The sequence below is a fragment of the Pseudomonas sp. CP-1 genome (assembly GCF_021213715.1).
Classification (GTDB): domain Bacteria; phylum Pseudomonadota; class Gammaproteobacteria; order Pseudomonadales; family Pseudomonadaceae; genus Pseudomonas; species Pseudomonas aeruginosa.
Map to the genome: position 1 here is coordinate 222193 of NZ_JAJQKY010000007.1, position 16300 is coordinate 238492.

Genomic DNA, 16300 nt, shown 5'->3' on the forward strand with positions numbered 1-16300 from the left:
CCCCAGCGGAGGCCTTCAGTTTCATGCGGACTCCTGCAGAGCAGACAGCAAGGGACAAAGCCCCATCGTAGGCCGTGTAAGCAAGGGCACTTTGCACGAAATGTGGGATTTCGCCCTGGTGCCGGCCCTATTTTCCGCCTTCCGCAAGGCGTTGCATCAATGCGCGTGCTTCGCTGTACCCATAAGCCCGCAGGAACCCGTCATAAGTATCAGGAAATGACATGACGCGCCCGGCGTAATACTCCAAGGGCACAGCAATGTCGGCTTCGTGCAGGTAGTCCTGATCAAGGAAGTGCTCGAGCACCAGCATGTGATCGAAGAAGGCCTCAAAGCAGTCACGAATGAACTCCTGCTGCTTGCTGAACCCCATCCCCTTCTCATGCACGACAAGGGCTGGTTTGAGGTCCCTCCAGTGAACGACGTAGGTCTGGCCTTCATGGGTGAAGGTCCGGCCTGACCAGTCCATCATTCGCATCGCAGAGCGGGCGAGTGGATCTGTGAAAATCTCCTTCATCATGTCCCGTGCAGCGGCAAGCTGCTTCTGACGGTGTTCCTTTCGCTTCTCTTGGATCGCATTTCGGGCTGACCTCAAGCCGCTCCAGATACCCCAAATCGCCAGGGCCATGGTGATCAGGGTGCTGATGACTGATACCCAGTCCTTGAGTGTGGTTGGTGAGAATGGGTCGCCCTGGGTAGGGTTCTCTGCCGCCATTGCAGCGGTAGTCATCAGCATCCAAGCCGTAGAGATCAACCAGGCAGCGCTGTGCCTCTTCCTTGTGGCTGTCATCTGGAGGTCCTCTGAGGGATGGTTAACCTCAAAGTAGCTTGATCCGTTTCTACCCGCACGTGACCACTCGGGGAATTCGCCTTTGAATTTGCCCGGCGGTCGTTAGACTGCCTGTTCCCCAAACAGCCGCGACACGAGAGGTAGCTTTTGACCGGCAAGCTTTCCAGTGATCAGTTGCAGCGGATCTACAAACTGCTGACGGAGAAGCGCCCCCGGCTTGATGATCGGATGAGATTAACTCCGGCCGAGCGTGCACTGTTGGAGTGTGGCGGTATTTCGAGATCCGACTTCGATGATTTGATTATCGCGACTGAGTACCGCGGGTTTGCTGCGGCCGGCCGATACGCAGAGGCACTGGCTGCCTACTTCAGAATCCCTAAAGTCAGCTTGTGCCGGAAGCCCAGGCGCCTCGACGACGATGTGTTGTGGTTGGATGGCTATGCCGTTGCCGATGCCGTTGCTCTGCTGATCTTCATGGAACGCCTGGGCTTCGCTGTCTCACCTGGTCAGCTGGTGCAGGCGATAAAGGGCAACCTGGCAGGCAAGCCCATGCTGACGGAGTCGGAGTACCTCATCCTCACCTATGAGGTTTCCCGCGGCTGTACCACGACAGTCCTCCGGTCAGATGTGGAGCGCCAGCCGGCATTTCCAACGACCAAGCGCCACCGGGATGAGTTAGGAAACCGCTTCACATTGGTGCTCCAAGGGGAGGATGTGTTGTCGCTGGAAGTAGCCGGGCCCCGATATCGTGACGTCAACTCGGCACTAAAAACCTGTGCCTACTGCGGTACGACCTACCTGCCCAGCAGTCGTAATGATCGTGAGGCACATCGTCAGGTTCATAGAGAAACACAGCGGTTACTGGACCCGGGCCCGAACAAGCGGTTTGCGGCCAGGCTCAAGTGTGGCGCTGGCGCCGAGCGGGTAGACGCATCGGTGCCCATGTGGATGCATCAGGAGGTATTGAAGCGCGCCCAGCGTTTCCGCTCGGACTTTGCCTACGACTTTGTCCAGTGGCCCGGAACGATGTCGACTAAAGCAACGGCTGACTGGCACGGCTACCTGATTCCAGCTGGTGCTGACGGCACGATCGCAGGCGCTTGTGCATTCCTTTACGAGACGGAAACGAAACCATCAGGCAGCCCCTGGACTTTATCCTGGATCTGGCTGGCGCCTAAATACAGGCGCGGCGGGCTGTTGCGAGAACGGTGGGGGAGATTTCTTGAGGCCTATGGAGACTTCAGGATCGAGAGTCCGCTGTCTCCTGAAATGGAGGCCTTTGTACGAATTCACGGCACGGACTGGCAGAAGAGCTGCTTGTCGAATCATGGCGAGTGAGCAGAGTGCTCACCGCCTCTAGGAGTTTTTGTGATCAAGACCAATACATCTGCCCCCCAGCTGGACAAGCCGATGATCTTCCCTGCGGAGGACTATGCTCGTGCGTGGGTCGGGTGTCTGGCCGGATTCCTTCCAGGCCTGAAAGATCGAAGTCGTGAAGTGTTCCTGAGGCTGTCAGGGTGGCATCACTGGAACGCAATGGTCGAGGCCTGCAACCCAGAACAGAACTGCGTGTTCATGACTGAGGATTTGAGTCCGGAACTTCGGCTTTCGACTCTTGCAGAACATCGCTCAATCCTGATCCACGAGTTCGGTGTGAAGCCGGCGACCGCCAATTTCTTCCTATGGGCAAATCCCCTGGGCTCATTTGAACTCGTGCCGCTTCGCGCGGCCGTCAAAGAGGCCCTTTATCAGGAGGGTGAGTCGCCTTCCTCGAGGTTGGACAAAATCCTCATCGCTCTGGATCAAGAAAATCGAGCGCTTGTTCCTGGTACTGAAGAAAACTACCGCCGCGGCTGCCACTTCACCAATGAGCGGGTGTACATGGCGATGTTCCAGCATCTCGGCTGGAACCTGGAGCTCAGCGACGGGCGTGACTACGACGTACCATTTGGACTACCTGTCGCACGGTTGGGCTATTTCAGCGACTCCGAACTCGGCTCGGTCCCTGTGTTCATGACTGGCTTGGCGCCTGACCCTGAGCTGAACCCTGATCAGACCAGCTATGCGATTTATGAATGGATCACTTCACCGCAGGGAGCGAAGGCACAAACCGCAGTGGTCTTTTTCAGGGAGCCACAGCTTCGAGTGCTCGATGACGTCGAAACCTCGATCTTCGGCAGCTTCCTTGAAGGGCAGAGCGCATGGCATCTCACCTTGTCGTCTAACTCCAAATCGTTGGGGAGTGTGGTGGTCGACATTGTCTCGGGCCAGACTCTTCCTGTGCCCGAGCAGCGCGACAATGGCTTCGAGTTGGCCATGCGATTTGCCCGTGCAATGGAGCGCTACTGCGACTTTCCTGAATTGCACCTTCCCAACATTGACCGGCCAGTGGTCCTCGCCGGCGGCAGTGGGTGGGGAGTAGTGAAGCTGCCCCAGGCCTGAGGCTCTGCAGAACGAGTGTCTCCCATCAGGTCAGAATGGGAGACATGCACCATAAACGTCACATGACAGCTGGTGCTAAGGGGAAGCTCTGCTCGACCTGCAACCATTCGCCTTTCGGCTGAAATGCCTCAAAGATGGTGCAGAGGGTGTCCATTGGCGGTTGAATGAACCCCGGCCATTCTCGGTGCGGATCGAAGACTGCGATTTCAAACTCGGGGTGTCGAAACGCCACAGCCCAGTGCCATCGTTCCCTTTCTCCGGGACGTATGTCGCGCAATTTGACTATCGCCAGGCCGTGAAGATCGGCCCATCCCCGCCACCGGCGAGTCACTGTCAGAAGTCCTGCCGTGGCCACCGCCATCCTCATCTCGCCCGAACTCGTAGAGAAGGGCGGTCGGCCATGCCTCCTTTTGCCAAGCCCCTGGCTTACGAAATGCTCCCGAGCTCGTTGATATGTCCAGCCGGTAACCATCGCTAAACACGCTACCCCGCAACCATAACGGTCGGTTTGCACGCTCTTCTGTACACCGCATCGGGCTTGCCAGTCGTCTTCAGTCGCTGCCGGCGGATGATGTATGTCTAGGTGATCCATGGATTCAGTCCTCATCCAGTTCAGGACTGATCGTACTGTGAAAGGGCGCTGGCCCAGGCTGGTTTCGCGGTCCGCTTTCCAGCCTCTCCTTCACCAAGGTGGGAAGGATTATCAATAGGTTACGTTGCAAACCCTACCTGGGGCGCAGGGGGCCGCAGCCATGAAGCTCTACCTTGCCTCTAGCTCGCTGTAGAAGCTCTCTGACCTGGTCTTCCGTCGCTGAGCGGTCATCGTCTAGCCACCAGCCATCTTCATCCCTTGTAATCCAAACATCCCCGGCCGACCAGGTCACAGGCCCCCAGTAATCAGAAAGCCTGCACCACACGAAGTCTGCATGCAGTTCGGAAAGTGGATCATCCATAGGTGCCTCGCTGGAAATGCACTGGAGTTGGGTTAGTATCGCAGTGGAGCGCTGGCCAGCGCTCGCACGCCCACCTTGGGCGAAGGCCGGATTAGGCCATGGCTTCAATACTTCTCTTCCTCCAAGCATTGCCCTAGGCAATGTGTCTAGTGGGCGTGGCACAAGATTGCCGCCAAGGAGCATGCTTTGACCATTTCTAACCGTTTCCCCTCCGGCGCATCCCTCGACCAGGTGAAGAAGGATGCCAAAAAGCTGGCCAAGTCAGAGGGGCTCAGTCTCCATGAGGCTCTGGACCAAGCTGCCGCCGCGCATGGCGCTCAGGTCCCCTGGCATCGCATCCAGGAGTTCCTCGCCTGCGATGATGACGAGACTTTGCTGGCCAGGTTTGCTCTCCCGCTGTACGCCGGCGGCGTATTCACTGTATCTCTTACTGAGACACGCCCCATGATTTCGGTAACGGGGCGAACTCGAGCAGGAAAGTCCACCTCAGCATTGCTAATTGCTGATCGTTACCTGTCTTCCTGCCGCGGCCGGGTGCACCTGGTAAGCCTTCTTCACCACCAACCGACATCAGTTGTCGGAGAGGTCTCTGAGTGCGGCTGGCAGGATGTCTGGGATCGAATTTCGCTGAAGTATCCTGGACGTTGCGCTCTTGTCGTTTGCCCAGAACGTATGGCTCAAACACACATGGTGGGGCCTCTTGATTTGAGCCCTACGAAACCTGAAAGGGGAGACCTGGTTGTGCTCGATGAGCGCTACCACTGCGCTAAAGGGCAAAGTCTGGTCGACGTGGCAGAGATTGCTCGCATGTGGCGTGTTGGCCTGATCCTATGCAAACAGCCGGGGCCGTGGGAGCACGAGACCATTCCCGATGAACCAGTTGGCGATCCATTTTCCCTGCACATCAAATGCAGCCGCGAACTGCGTTCGGATGATTGCAGACTCCAGCTGGAAGAAATGGTGAATGGACGTCGGGGCGAATGCCTGATCGTGCCAGGCGCTCCCTACGGATCTTCGAAACGGAAGTTCAGGTTCCAACGAAGTGCGCTGGGAGCCCTCAAGAGCCATTTCGCTCGAGAGTGAGGGCGTTAATACGCAAACCCGACATCCACCCTCGCTTGGTTGTCGGGTTTGTTCTGGAGGCTGCCGCCCACACTGGTCAGCTCCGCGTTGAGCTGGCCCGCTTGGGCAAACAAATCGGCCCTTATGACCAGGTGATCGCCGGGCACGCCAACTCTCAGGGGCTGATCGTTGTCACCAACAACCGCCGAGAGTTCGACCGCGTACCCGGCTTGAGGATTGGATCGTCCCAATCGCGTAACAGAGGAACACACGATGGCTACTGACTACACACCGCTTTCTCCTCAAAGCCTAGCGACCCTCCCCGGCGTCCAGGAGGTCGACGTTGTTGGAGGTATCTTGGTGGTGCTCTTCACTGATGACTCTTCTATGGCTGTCACCAGTGCAGCACTAGCCGAAGATCTTGGGCTGGAAAAATGGAGCGCACTTTCCGGCGAGGATCAGGTTTTTTCTCTGTCCACTACCGAGATGCTTGACCTCATCACGCGGACTGCTTCAGCAGCATCCTCAAACTGTAAAAGGAACCCACGACGGAACCCGCCGCTATGAATACCGAGCAGCCCACGAACATGCCCGCGCCGAGCACATGCGTCGGGTGCGCATTGGTGGTCTCGGCATCAAGCACGAGAGGTGCTGTGGCCAGCCATTGCACCGCGACATGAGAGGCCTTGGCCACCTTGCTTTGCATCCGGCCCTTCAGTGCAAGTATGGCCGCCGCCCGGACTTGCTTGGGGGAGGGGGCAGCAGCCTTGCGCTCCCGCATTGGGAGGCAGTCCGCGATTCGGTACACACCGAAGGTCCCACCATAACCGTTCTTGTAATGCGCCACCGGCGTCGCATCAGGTTTCGGCTTCATCCGGAACTCGTCCCGAAGCCGACCTTTGGAAAAGGACCTGTCGGCCGCTATTGCTTCAGCTCTGAGTACCTCGAGCTGGACTTGATCCATGGCCTCACCTCGTCGGATCTGGGTTACCGACCAAGCACATACGGCTCGAGGAAATCTCTCAGGCCAGTGCGCTCAAGCGTCGAATCATTCACCAGGTCCTCATGGTAACCGGCGAGGACAGCCGTTGCTCGTACCTGGTAGAGGTCGACTATGGAATAGGGTTGCTGGGCTCTTAATTTCTCGTAGCCGTAAAGCGCCGATAGCGCCTCAGCTATTCCGCTGGTGCTCACCTGCACTGCGCTACCGAACCACATTTCTGCCTTGAGCTGGCAATACAGCGCGGCTCGTCTTGCCAGACTCTCTCCAGTGATGCTCTGCAGGTACTGTTGCTGCTCACCGACGTCGTACCTGTGACAGATACAAACGATCTCGCGCTCGCTGTCCCCTAGCGGATGAGCCAGTGACTCACTGGAGATTGGCATTTCAAAACCATCAAGGTCGATTGTTCGGATCACTCATAATCTTTGTTGTCGCCAGGCCGCCGTCGAGCAGCCTTTTTCATGCGCGGTTCAGGGACCGTTCTTAGTCATTCTTGTTTAATAGAATCCCCAACAAGCTCGTAAGTTGTCCATGCGGCATTCAACTGGCGGTCAAGTTTAATAATATCCAACGACTCTAGTGATCCCACTCCGATGACAGTTATCGAATATGGTTCTCTGCCAAGCGACCTCAAAAAGGCGAGTGCAAGCTTTACTTCGCGAACAATAAGCAAGCCTATGTCCTGGAAGTTATCCACGACCAAGGAGTCCCCGCAACACTTGGGCGCTAACAATGAAACCTCATACCCTAGCCGCTTTTGATCGTAGTATCGAACGCCATAAATTTGCATTACCATTTCCGAAATATGCTTTCCTTGAGGTTCAGCATTGAAATCTAAATACCTGAAGTAATCTATCCTTTTTAGGTAATTGACTGCTGAATCTCTAACCGCTTCGTCATCACAGACAAGAAGATAACCGCGACTAGACACCCTCGGTCGCAAAACAGAGCCTTTCGAATCTTCATCTACAAAAATTTTACCAAGATCACTTAGCCTTACTTGCTCCATTGTTTGCCTCCGCGCCAGAGTGGCTTCTTCGTATGCTGTAACGATAGACAGGTTGCTGGAATGCGCTCCCCGCCCAAGCATGAACTAATAAAAAGTGTCGCACCCGGCACCGGTACTCGCAGGCGCATGGCTCATTTCCCAGGCCACTGTGCCCTGGCTTAGGCAACGCCCCCCCAATTCTTGCGACAGTTTTTATTGTTTGACAACGGAGTGGTTCCGCAATAGGACTTCTACCTATAACAACATAACGCACGACGCTACAACCGCCATCCTGAACCTCCTCTGTAAAACCTCACCCTTTAAGGCGGCTTCCCTCGATCGAAGGGCGCTACCTGTCCACCTCCTATAACAACATAACCTAGGAGGTTCAGGCCATTTCTGCGTTCCTCCTGCACCATCTCCACCCGCCTGGACCTCCGCATCGCATAACCCACCCCCATACCTGTCTAACCCTTTCCCTTTTTCTTTCCTTTCTTTTCTTTCCTTTTCCCCATTTCTTTCCACGCGCGGCGTAGGCAACCCGGCACCGGCAGGTAGGCCCTTTAAAGGGTTGGACAGGGTAAGGGGGTATCAGGAGGGGCGCCGCCATCAGGCCCACCGCAGGTTATGTTGTTATAGGTCACTCCGGATTCGACCGAGCTGCCAAGGGCGAGGGTAGTAGGCCAGGTTGGGCTTTTGCAGAGGTGACGCCGGCGCGGAAGGAAAAGGGAGCACCGCCGGGCCGGAGAGCGCCGACGGCTATGTTGTTATAAGTTTGCCTCAGTGCGGCCAGCTCAGCGCTCACTTCCCGCCAACATAAGGCGAGGAGGGAGGCGCGACCGGCAGGTCGACCGGCTTACGGCCGGGGAGTAGGAGCAGGATGGCCAGGATTGCCAGGCCAACGAAGGGGATGAACCACAGCAGAAGCATCCAAGGGGTGACGCCGGCGTCTTTCAGACGCTGAATGGCATTGCCGGCGATGACCAGAAGCGCGAGGAGGATCAGAAGTCTGCCGAGCAACCCGAAGGGGCTCAAAGCGACCAAAACGGATACCAGGAATACGTCGGCAAGCAGACAGAGCCAGAAGAAAGTCCGACCCTGTCGGTTCTTGAACTTGAAGGCGCCGGTGAAATGCCGGCAGTAGTGGGAGAGAAGATTCACGCGGGCTCCTTTGGACATGTCGAGCCGCTGCTCTGCAGCTCGGACACTCATCCTATCTCAGAGTCCGCATGCTCCCCCGGCAAAACACAGGATGTAACGCCAGGCACCAACTACCAGGGTTTCTGCCACCTCCTTTGGGATGAGCAGATGCCCTAGCATGATGAGGCTGAAGAACAGAGTGAATTTCAGGAAAAATTGGCGTAGGAACACCTGGTCGACCTCGATGTATTGAGGCGAGGGAGTATACCTCCCCAGACGGCCGCAGCCACTGAGGTACCGTTTGGCTTACCGACATTGGGCGGTGCGGTACCCTATAGGGACATCAGCCGCTGTGTGTGCAAATCAGCGGCGACAACCACTACTAGGAGAAATGAGCATGCTGCAGTTCATTCGCCGGATGCTCGGTATGGAACAACTGAACCTCATGGAGGACAATTCGACTGGCTCCCCCAGAGCGATGAGTGATGCTGAACTGCGCGAGTGGGCACAACAGTTGTACGTGAGGTGTAATACCGAAAGACTTTCCAGTTATGGAATCAACCCCTGGACACTGCTACAGGCACAGCTGGATGATCAAGCACTAGCTGAGGTCCGCCGTTGGTCAGGTAGCCCACGCCCGGATATGTCGTAGCTGCAGGCAACTCGAATCTCAGTCCAGCCGACCTCACCTTCTTTACCTGCTAGGCTTGGGAGTTACCTGCAATCTGCAGGCCGATCGGCTTCACGCCATAGCGCTATGGTCGACAGCATGACCTCCACCATCCCCAGAAGTAGCAAGCTCTGGTTCCACGAGTGGCCCTGGATGAGGTTCTCCAGCCAGAAGTTGATGGCGGCCAGGCCCGGAGGCCCAATATCGATTTCGCCAAGCGTCTGATGAAGGCACTCCGACAGATCTGGTGTGTCTGCCGGTGATCCTCGCGGGATGGCCAAGATGTTCAGCCACACATCGTCGTCCAGGGCAAAGACGCGAAACGATCCGTGGTACGGTCCACCGACCAGCTCAGCACAGCAGCGCTCATCACCACCCCCACCGAGCAGGTTCAGCGAATCACAGAACGCATCCTCGCTTTCCGGAAAAAGCACCAAACCCTTTCGCTCCATGCTGCGCTCCAGCAAGGACTCCAGTCGATCCGCGGTCGCGCCATTGATGGCCAGGCTTCCGTTCAGAAAAGGCGGCCATTTCCCTGGCTCCAGAGCAGAGCCGAACAGTTCTTGAGGCGGGAAGGGCAGCCCCCGGACCACCGACCTAAACCAGAGCAGATCTTCTATGTCGTAGAGCCCTGCAGGTTCACGGTCACCGGTCATCATCACGGTGCGAAATGCCTCACGGAGCATCTCAGTTGCAACGGGTTTCTTGGTCACGGAAACCATCCATCCCGTCTGGTATTTGATTTTGAGCTCCTCATGAGGGGCCATCGGTGGTACCGATCGCGCCTGGCGCTTCATCCAATCGGCAATATCCAGCCCCACCAGGTGCTGCGGCCAGTGCGGAAGGTGCACCGGTCTCAGGCGGTGGTTCTGGAAAGCATCCTCTGCATGTCCAGGCCTCGGCGAGTTTTCCCATACCCGGTGATAACCCTCCAAGCCCTGGTTCAAGCGAGCCAATACCGCCTCTTGACTCTCCAGCCGGTGCTCCGTCAACTCCTCCAGGGAAACCATGCTGTGCTTGACCAGGTTCTGTGATTGCCTCCTGGTTGATCCAAATGGGTGCCCATGGCCGATGGCCACTTTCTTGATGACTTTCTCTTTATCCATCTGCCCCAGGACCCGCCGCAACGGGTAATCGTCCAGCAATTCCGATTCCACAAGAAGGTGGCCAGGCATGCCCCCGAGGGTGTGGAACTCTGTCCATGCCAAGTACAAAAAAGACTCGAGTGGGATGGGTTCATCACCGAAGTACAAGCGCTGCCAGTAGATCCCAAGCCCCTCAACGCTGAGCGTTGCGACCACAAGCGGACGTAGTTCGTGCCGCTCCAGATCTTGCGGATTCAATCCATCGGTGCACCGGTACGCCATGCAGACCTTGCCGATGAATAAATACTTGCTTTGCGCAACTGTTAAGTGTTGGGTAAGCATCGCGATGCTTCCGGCAGTTTTTCGAAAGTGTAGGCCTGTTCCTGGCATGTCGCGGCAATCCGACATCAACAAGGAATCCGCGCCATCAACTTGACTGGGATTTGCTGTTTTCGCTCGATACCGTTGGCCTCGATCGCTCCCCATAGACCCGAGGTAACAATGGTCAAACGCTCATTTGCCACTCTCACTGCCCTGGCGGCTGCACTGACGCTGGCCGGCTGTTCTTCCACCTGCTTCAAAGAATCGCCCGCCCAACAGGTGGCCACGTTCGAGTTCGTGATCAAGGAAATCGATGCCAACAAGCAGGAGCGCGTGCTGCAGCGGCCCCGAATTGCCGCGCAGCTCAATACTCAAGCGGAATGGCGTCAGCTGCATATCGTGAAAGAGGGCGCGCTCGAAAAATCACGCTCGGGATACATCGTGGCCATCCATCCCTATGCCGTCCCAGAGAAGCGGCAGTCCGAAAAGGCGGTGACCTTCGACCTGGTCGTCGACCAGTTCATTCCTGAAATCGGCGCAACTCAACTAGCCACTTCGGGTACTGGGGCGGCCGTAAACGGCGGCGAGTCGACGATCTTCTGGACTGCGGCCGGGAAGAAGTACACCCTCGAAACGCGGCTTGTCAGCCTGGACTAGCAGGCGAACCGCCGGCCCGATCACAGAGTCGCCAGAATGCAAAAAACCGGGTTTCAAGCCCGGTTTCTGCATTTCTTTTGGTTCAAAGTCCGCCAGCGTTTGAATGTCACAGACCTCGCAGTTACCACCTGGGTCAATCGCGAAGTTTGATCCCGTCGCTCCGATGCAGACTATGGCGCCTACGGCGCTCACCCTGCATCTTTTTGGCCATCTTAGGATCGGCCTGGCCGCCCGGCTTAGCACCGGCGTTGACCATCCTGTCGCGCTCCTTGTTGAAGCGGTATCGGTCGATCAGGCGCTGTATCACTGCGCTCTGCTGACGCATGCCGGCGACGGCGCCGTCCAGACTCACCAGACTCATTGCCGCACCTTGGGGCCAGAGGTTGTCGATGAAATCGTCAACCGATCGGCACTTATAGGCAACATGATAGGAGTTATAACCCAAGGCGCGCGCCACCATGCCTTGTACCTCAGTCAGCCTGATCTCAGCCCCATTCCTTCGTGCGAGCTTCAGCAAGCGGGTACTGTAACGCTTGAACTGCCCGATATAGAGGCCGGTTACCTGGGTCAACAGCAAAAGCTGATCGGCCAGGCGGTCGTCCCGTAGGACATACTCCTCCTCGGCTTTCCACCCCTCCAGGTTGTTCGCAGCCAGGAAGGCTTCAAGGTGCTGCCCAAGACTTCGGGTAACATGCCTGGCGGTGATCTGCTTCGGGATCTCCTCAGGAGGGAGTTCCTGGATTTCTGGCATGCTTGTCTCGCTGAACGTGATCAATGGTTTGAACCATGATACCGCCCGCGCGACACTTGACCAGTGTCGGCCACGGCACGACCAGCGAGAGGGCGGTGGCAGTCACCACCAGGCGGCCTGGGTTATCTCCAGAGGTTAAAACGCAAACCCGGCCTGCTGGGGTGTGCTGAGGAAGCGCTCGAGGTCGCCGTTGAATATTTCACTGGCATCGCGGCCGCGGGCTACGATTTGGCCGCGCACTTTCAGGTGCTCGATGTGGACTCGGCCACAGGGATCACACTCCTGGTACGACAACTCGGCTTCCAGCTTATTTACGACAGAGCTTCGGCCTTTGGTGGCGGCCCCGCATCGGCACTGCATCTAAGGACTCCTTCAGGGAGGTTGCTACAGGCCTGATGGTAACGGTTGCACTCCCATTTTCGTGGCCGAAAGTCCTTGCGGGCTCCCAACCTACGGTTTAGGGATTTTCCAAGACCGGTTTCGCTGGTACTCGGGCGATCGGGAAGTAGCATCCAGATTTCGATCCTTGGTATGCGTGCCCTCCGATGTCTGAAAACCTCTTCAAGACCTTTCTAAAACCCTCCCCAGACTCATCGCCTTACAGCCTGACGGAGCTGCAGTCCGGCACGTTCCAAGAGTGGTTTTCTCGGCATGCTTTCGACCTGGTCATCGATTACTCGCAGTTCCTGCTCTACCTGTCCTTCTCGCTCTCGATGATCCTGTTCTTCCGTCGCACGCTTTCGCCCAAACTCATCACTGGCGCCTTCGCTCTTGCTCTTGTGATCTTCCGCTACGGGGAAAACCAAACTCTTGGCCACCTGCTCCTTCCGGAAGGGTCGAATCCGCAGCTCGTTCCAACGTTCCTCGCCGGCATTGCTGCCAGTGGGCTCATCTTGCTGGTCGTCGTGAGACGGTGGCGGACGCTTGATCGGATAATCATGTTGGGAGCCCAGGCCGCCGTGATCGGCACTACGCTGATTTTCCACGTCACCCTAGTCCAAACTGCCCTCCCGGGGTGGAACTGGAACATCGCCTGGCAGCACCGCAACCTGCTCGATCTTCCCAGTGCGGAATTTCAGGACGGGTGCAAGGCAGAGGGGGTGGCGTGTTGGTCAGGCACGTCGTTACGTGCTGAAGACTTTCCGGCGCCGCTCCGGGGCCAGATCTTCGGCACCTATGTCGACCTCTCCACTCGGCCATTTACCGAAATGGGGACCACTGTCGGCATCGACAATGATGAAAAGACAGGAAGCATTGCGGCCGTTCTTCTGTACAGGAAGGCAGGCCTCTACAAGGTAATCGTCGACTACGCCGATGCGGTGGGCGCGCACCGGGTGATCCTGCGACTGTTCTACGTGCTCTGCTCGGTCGCCCACTCGATCTGGATCTACCTGGCCCTTTTCCTGATCGCTTTCCATCACAGACGATTCAGCCGCCGGGGCCATGCGATGCCGTCCGCTGGGAATGTCAGTGCAGCGCAGGTTCCTCCGTTTGAACCAGGCCCTTCCGGCATCCCTAACTGAAGCTGCACCGCGTGGCTTGGCCTACCCTCATCGCACAGCTTCCGCGTCTGCGCTATAGGGTTCGATCGACCAATCCTGAATCAGCCTGTTGAACACGCTCACCCCCTCAAGGATGTTCTTGTCGATCCCATGGCGGGTTTCGTACAGCAGGCGGATTACCGCGATGCACTCCAGGAAGAGGTCATGGTCGATACAACGGAACCTGGTGGGGTCGAAGGGGTATCGGCATCCGTCGTAACACCCCACCAAGAACCGCGCGATATGGCGGCACTGTCCAGAAAAGCCTTGAGCCACAGCGATTAAATGCTGCAGGGACTTCTTCCCGAGGGTCCGAAGGACCTCTGATGTTTCGTCCTCCGACGTCGGTATCTGCATTTGGATGCGGCTCGGTGGCTGCCAACGCTCAGCCATTCCATTGTAAACCGAACTTCCGTTCTCTACGTACTGGTGTACCTCCATCGCGGGGGCGGAGTCCATCAGCAACAGAGCTATGCAGTCTTCCATGACGCTGCGATTAAGCACCCTCAACGAGGCAGGATCGATCGGGAAATCCTGGCCGTTGTAACAGCCCAGCAGCAGCGACCTGACCACCTGGTTCTGGATGCCGTCGCCTTGGGCAATGGGCAAGAGTCGATGCAGGGCTTTCTCTCCTGCATAGCGTATCCGTGTGTATGGACTTTCGAGCTGTTCACCAATATTGGCGGAAGCTTGCTCCGGACCAGGGTCAGTCATCATGAGTCCCTCCTTTTTGCTGACCGGAACAGCCTAATCCAGATCTGAGGTTTGCTCCACGATTTACCGAAACCGCCTACATCGTAGGAATTTCAGCGTGTCGTTTTGACATGGAGTCCAACAAATGTGCTCGTAGCATTGGTGCCTACAACTTCTGCTTAGGAGCAATGAAGATGGGGCGGGAATGCCAGCAGGGCTTCACCTTAATGGAGCTGGCAATAGTGCTTGCGATCACGGCGATGCTCGCCGCCGCAGCAGTGCCAAACTACATGACCAGGGTGAACCAGAAACGCGCGGACACCACAGTCCAAGACACCCAGGCGATCATCGACGCCGCACGGGCCTATCGAAGCGAGAAGGGCACCTGGCCAGGTGATGCTACATGCTCGAATGCTATTCAGGCGCTCGGAGCGACAACCCCGCCAATGCTCGCAGGGGTGTCAAATATCAACCGTTACAACTACCCGATCACAACCTCCTGCACCCAGTACACCTTCAGTGTCGATCAGAACACCACCCAAGACTGGGACGGGGTTGTGGTGAATGGTTTACCGGGTTCTCAAATCATCAACTCATCCACCTACCAGATCCGCACCACTGTTGGGGTTCCAGGGACTGAACCAGCCCTGGACGGGAAGCTCTCGCGCCTGGCCTCGGCGAACGCGGAAATGAACCGCATGCGTACCAACCTGCTGATGGGTAACAACGACATCAACGAGGTCAATGCGGTCAACGCTCAAACCCTCAACGCTGCCGGCGCAGTCAACGCTCAAACGGTCGCTGCTACCGGAAATATCAGCACCGCCGGCTACGTCGAGTTCACCGGCACGGCTGCAGAGGGAGGGGGCTGCGCGAAAGCGGGGCTCGTCGCTACGACATCCACCGGTGCGCAACTCACCTGCCAAGGGGGCAAGTGGGTGAAGTCGGTTATCTGGAGCCCGGCGATCGTAAGCACAGGTCAATCGTGTGCCAGCTTCCCGAAAGGCTCTTTGGCGTTCGACAGTGCGGGGAATCTCTATGTTTGCAAACCTTAAGGCCCTGGCAGTGGCCGGGGCCTTCTTTTTGATGTCCGTAACGACGACTGTCTCAGCGGACTCTTGGAAGCCCATCCGTAGCGGGTCCAGCTCTAGTGGGTGGCAAAAGGTCGTTTGCGATCGATCGGGGAATGGATGGCGGTCCTGCAACATGGGATTGACGATTGTCATCCAGGCAACCCCGGGCTCCCTCGCTGCCCTCGGTGAGAAGGCGACGTTGGTGGCAACAGTCCAGGACTACGATGGGAACAACGCCGGCAGGGGCGTAGTGATCAACTGGACCACCAGCGACGGCGGTCTCAGTGCTGCGACGACGACGACGGATGCGAACGGCCAGACATCGGTCGTTCTCACTTCGTCGAAGACAATTGGCGGGGCCACCGTGAGCGCGACGTCGCCGGCGGAAGGAGGTACAGGGCAGATCTCTGTGCCGTTCACCGATAAGTGGGTATCTACCAGTGCGATGTACTCAGCCTGGCAGGACTCTGGAGCCCCGTACAGTTGCAGCGCCTGGTCACCCGACGCGAGCACGATCAATCAGGGAACATCATTCACTCAGTCTGCCGTTTGCTACCAAAACCAGATCGCGTACCAACAAAACCGGGAAGTGAGCCTGGTGACTGGCCAGGTCCGAAACGTTGGGGGGGTGATCCCGCTATATCAAACTGTCCAGGCAGCACGTTCCCAGCAAGCCGTCGGTACCAAACAGAGCACCCCGAGTTGTGCTTGGTCCTCATTCACAAAGAACGGGGTCTACGCCACCGGCTGGGATCATGGCGTGTCGAACACCGGTGGGCCGAAACAGGGGTACCGGCTTTACCTAGGGCAGTACATCGGAGAGGTTGCCAACGCGACTGATAGCTTCGCCTACAACGGCCGAATCTACACTATAGGAAAATTCCGACAGTCCACCTGCCTCGGCAAAAACTGCGCATCGAGTCGTGAGGAATACGAGGCCTGTTCTGTTCCGCAGTAAAGAGTCGAACTCGTGAGTCGGGCAGGACTCAGTTGCAGTCCTGCCGACTCACCCGAACTGACATGATCAGTTGGCCATCCCTTCCAACATAGTTGTACCGATAGGTTCCCCCCATCTCCATGAACGGGGAGACCATGTTCGGCGTCGCGCAGACTTTCGAAATGATCTCTGGGCCG

The 16300-nt window shown here is 57.1% G+C and carries 15 protein-coding genes and 2 pseudogenes; 9 read left to right on the forward strand and 8 right to left on the reverse strand.

Features of this window, described 5'->3' with window-relative positions; genetic code table 11:
* Nucleotides 1-127: 127 nt before the first annotated feature.
* On the reverse strand, nucleotides 128-727 hold the full coding sequence (locus tag LT948_RS16750) for a hypothetical protein (RefSeq protein WP_223271182.1): 600 nt from the start codon (nucleotides 725-727) through the stop codon (nucleotides 128-130).
* 207 nt (nucleotides 728-934) lie between these two features.
* Between LT948_RS16750 and LT948_RS16755 the strand changes: the two genes are divergently transcribed.
* From LT948_RS16755 to LT948_RS16770, 4 genes and pseudogenes are all read left to right on the forward strand, one after another.
* Nucleotides 935-2125, forward strand: a complete 1191-nt coding sequence (locus tag LT948_RS16755; RefSeq protein ID WP_010792919.1) for a hypothetical protein — start codon at nucleotides 935-937, stop codon at nucleotides 2123-2125.
* 30 nt (nucleotides 2126-2155) lie between these two features.
* Entirely contained in the window at nucleotides 2156-3229 is a 1074-nt protein-coding gene (locus tag LT948_RS16760; protein ID WP_010792920.1) for a hypothetical protein, read from the forward strand.
* A gap of 1139 nt (nucleotides 3230-4368) precedes the next feature.
* Nucleotides 4369-5265 carry a hypothetical protein gene (locus LT948_RS16765; RefSeq protein WP_010792921.1) on the forward strand — a complete coding sequence of 299 codons (897 nt, stop codon included), beginning with the start codon at nucleotides 4369-4371 and terminating at the stop codon, nucleotides 5263-5265.
* 53 nt (nucleotides 5266-5318) lie between these two features.
* Nucleotides 5319-5528, forward strand: a pseudogene (locus LT948_RS16770) (hypothetical protein); the annotation flags it as partial.
* Between the two features lie 484 nt (nucleotides 5529-6012).
* On the opposite strand, the pseudogene LT948_RS33345 reads toward LT948_RS16770, so the two are convergent.
* From LT948_RS33345 to LT948_RS16790, 4 genes and pseudogenes are all read right to left on the reverse strand, one after another.
* Nucleotides 6013-6208, reverse strand: a pseudogene (locus LT948_RS33345) (3'-5' exonuclease); the annotation flags it as partial.
* A 23-nt stretch (nucleotides 6209-6231) separates the two neighbouring features.
* On the reverse strand, nucleotides 6232-6663 hold the full coding sequence (locus LT948_RS16780) for a hypothetical protein (protein ID WP_176492062.1): 432 nt from the start codon (nucleotides 6661-6663) through the stop codon (nucleotides 6232-6234).
* Between the two features lie 71 nt (nucleotides 6664-6734).
* On the reverse strand, nucleotides 6735-7256 hold the full coding sequence (locus LT948_RS16785) for a TniB family NTP-binding protein (RefSeq protein WP_126610436.1): 522 nt from the start codon (nucleotides 7254-7256) through the stop codon (nucleotides 6735-6737).
* Between the two features lie 780 nt (nucleotides 7257-8036).
* The gene (locus LT948_RS16790; protein ID WP_010792928.1) at nucleotides 8037-8396 is read right to left on the reverse strand and encodes a DUF805 domain-containing protein; all 360 of its coding nucleotides are present in this window, start codon (nucleotides 8394-8396) and stop codon (nucleotides 8037-8039) included.
* Nucleotides 8397-8772: 376 nt separating this feature from the next.
* On the opposite strand from LT948_RS16790, the gene LT948_RS16795 reads away from it, so the two are divergent.
* Nucleotides 8773-9027, forward strand: coding sequence for a hypothetical protein (locus LT948_RS16795; RefSeq protein WP_010792929.1), 255 nt, complete (start codon nucleotides 8773-8775; stop codon nucleotides 9025-9027).
* Between the two features lie 62 nt (nucleotides 9028-9089).
* Here the strand turns inward: LT948_RS16795 and LT948_RS16800 are convergent, their stop codons facing one another.
* Entirely contained in the window at nucleotides 9090-10472 is a 1383-nt protein-coding gene (locus LT948_RS16800; RefSeq protein WP_232197096.1) for a hypothetical protein, read from the reverse strand.
* A gap of 159 nt (nucleotides 10473-10631) precedes the next feature.
* Here LT948_RS16800 and LT948_RS16805 point away from each other — a divergent pair, with 159 nt between their 5' ends.
* Complete coding sequence (locus tag LT948_RS16805; RefSeq protein WP_021018588.1) at nucleotides 10632-11108, forward strand: hypothetical protein; 477 nt, start codon at nucleotides 10632-10634, stop codon at nucleotides 11106-11108.
* Between the two features lie 133 nt (nucleotides 11109-11241).
* Here LT948_RS16805 and LT948_RS16810 read toward each other — a convergent pair whose 3' ends face one another.
* Nucleotides 11242-11859 carry a hypothetical protein gene (locus LT948_RS16810; RefSeq protein WP_010792932.1) on the reverse strand — a complete coding sequence of 206 codons (618 nt, stop codon included), beginning with the start codon at nucleotides 11857-11859 and terminating at the stop codon, nucleotides 11242-11244.
* A 545-nt stretch (nucleotides 11860-12404) separates the two neighbouring features.
* Here LT948_RS16810 and LT948_RS16815 point away from each other — a divergent pair.
* Nucleotides 12405-13382: a hypothetical protein gene (locus LT948_RS16815; protein WP_010792934.1), complete on the forward strand. Its 978-nt coding sequence runs from the start codon at nucleotides 12405-12407 to the stop codon at nucleotides 13380-13382.
* 27 nt (nucleotides 13383-13409) lie between these two features.
* Here LT948_RS16815 and LT948_RS16820 read toward each other — a convergent pair whose 3' ends face one another.
* Nucleotides 13410-14117, reverse strand: coding sequence for a DUF7673 family protein (locus tag LT948_RS16820; protein ID WP_034036499.1), 708 nt, complete (start codon nucleotides 14115-14117; stop codon nucleotides 13410-13412).
* Between the two features lie 107 nt (nucleotides 14118-14224).
* On the opposite strand from LT948_RS16820, the gene LT948_RS33175 reads away from it, so the two are divergent.
* Together LT948_RS33175 and LT948_RS16830 are read left to right on the forward strand one after the other, a co-directional pair.
* A complete protein-coding gene (locus LT948_RS33175; RefSeq protein WP_269465862.1) occupies nucleotides 14225-15148 on the forward strand; it encodes a prepilin-type N-terminal cleavage/methylation domain-containing protein in 924 nt (307 codons plus the stop codon).
* Nucleotides 15149-15299: 151 nt separating this feature from the next.
* Nucleotides 15300-16124: an Ig-like domain-containing protein gene (locus tag LT948_RS16830; protein ID WP_232197097.1), complete on the forward strand. Its 825-nt coding sequence runs from the start codon at nucleotides 15300-15302 to the stop codon at nucleotides 16122-16124.
* Nucleotides 16125-16300: the final 176 nt, after the last annotated feature.

Bases quoted from the DNA above. Each gene is read 5' to 3' on its own strand.
- LT948_RS16750 (WP_223271182.1), bottom strand. From the start codon at position 727: ATGACTACCGCTGCAATGGCGGCAGAGAACCCTACCCAGGGCGACCCA.
- LT948_RS16785 (WP_126610436.1), bottom strand. From the start codon at position 7,256: ATGGAGCAAGTAAGGCTAAGTGATCTTGGTAAAATTTTTGTAGATGAA.
- LT948_RS16795 (WP_010792929.1), top strand. From the start codon at position 8,773: ATGCTGCAGTTCATTCGCCGGATGCTCGGTATGGAACAACTGAACCTC.
- LT948_RS16800 (WP_232197096.1), bottom strand. From the start codon at position 10,472: ATGCTTACCCAACACTTAACAGTTGCGCAAAGCAAGTATTTATTCATC.
- LT948_RS16805 (WP_021018588.1), top strand. From the start codon at position 10,632: ATGGTCAAACGCTCATTTGCCACTCTCACTGCCCTGGCGGCTGCACTG.
- LT948_RS16810 (WP_010792932.1), bottom strand. From the start codon at position 11,859: ATGCCAGAAATCCAGGAACTCCCTCCTGAGGAGATCCCGAAGCAGATC.
- LT948_RS16815 (WP_010792934.1), top strand. From the start codon at position 12,405: ATGTCTGAAAACCTCTTCAAGACCTTTCTAAAACCCTCCCCAGACTCA.
- LT948_RS16820 (WP_034036499.1), bottom strand. From the start codon at position 14,117: ATGATGACTGACCCTGGTCCGGAGCAAGCTTCCGCCAATATTGGTGAA.
- LT948_RS33175 (WP_269465862.1), top strand. From the start codon at position 14,225: ATGGAGTCCAACAAATGTGCTCGTAGCATTGGTGCCTACAACTTCTGC.
- LT948_RS16830 (WP_232197097.1), top strand. From the start codon at position 15,300: ATGGGATTGACGATTGTCATCCAGGCAACCCCGGGCTCCCTCGCTGCC.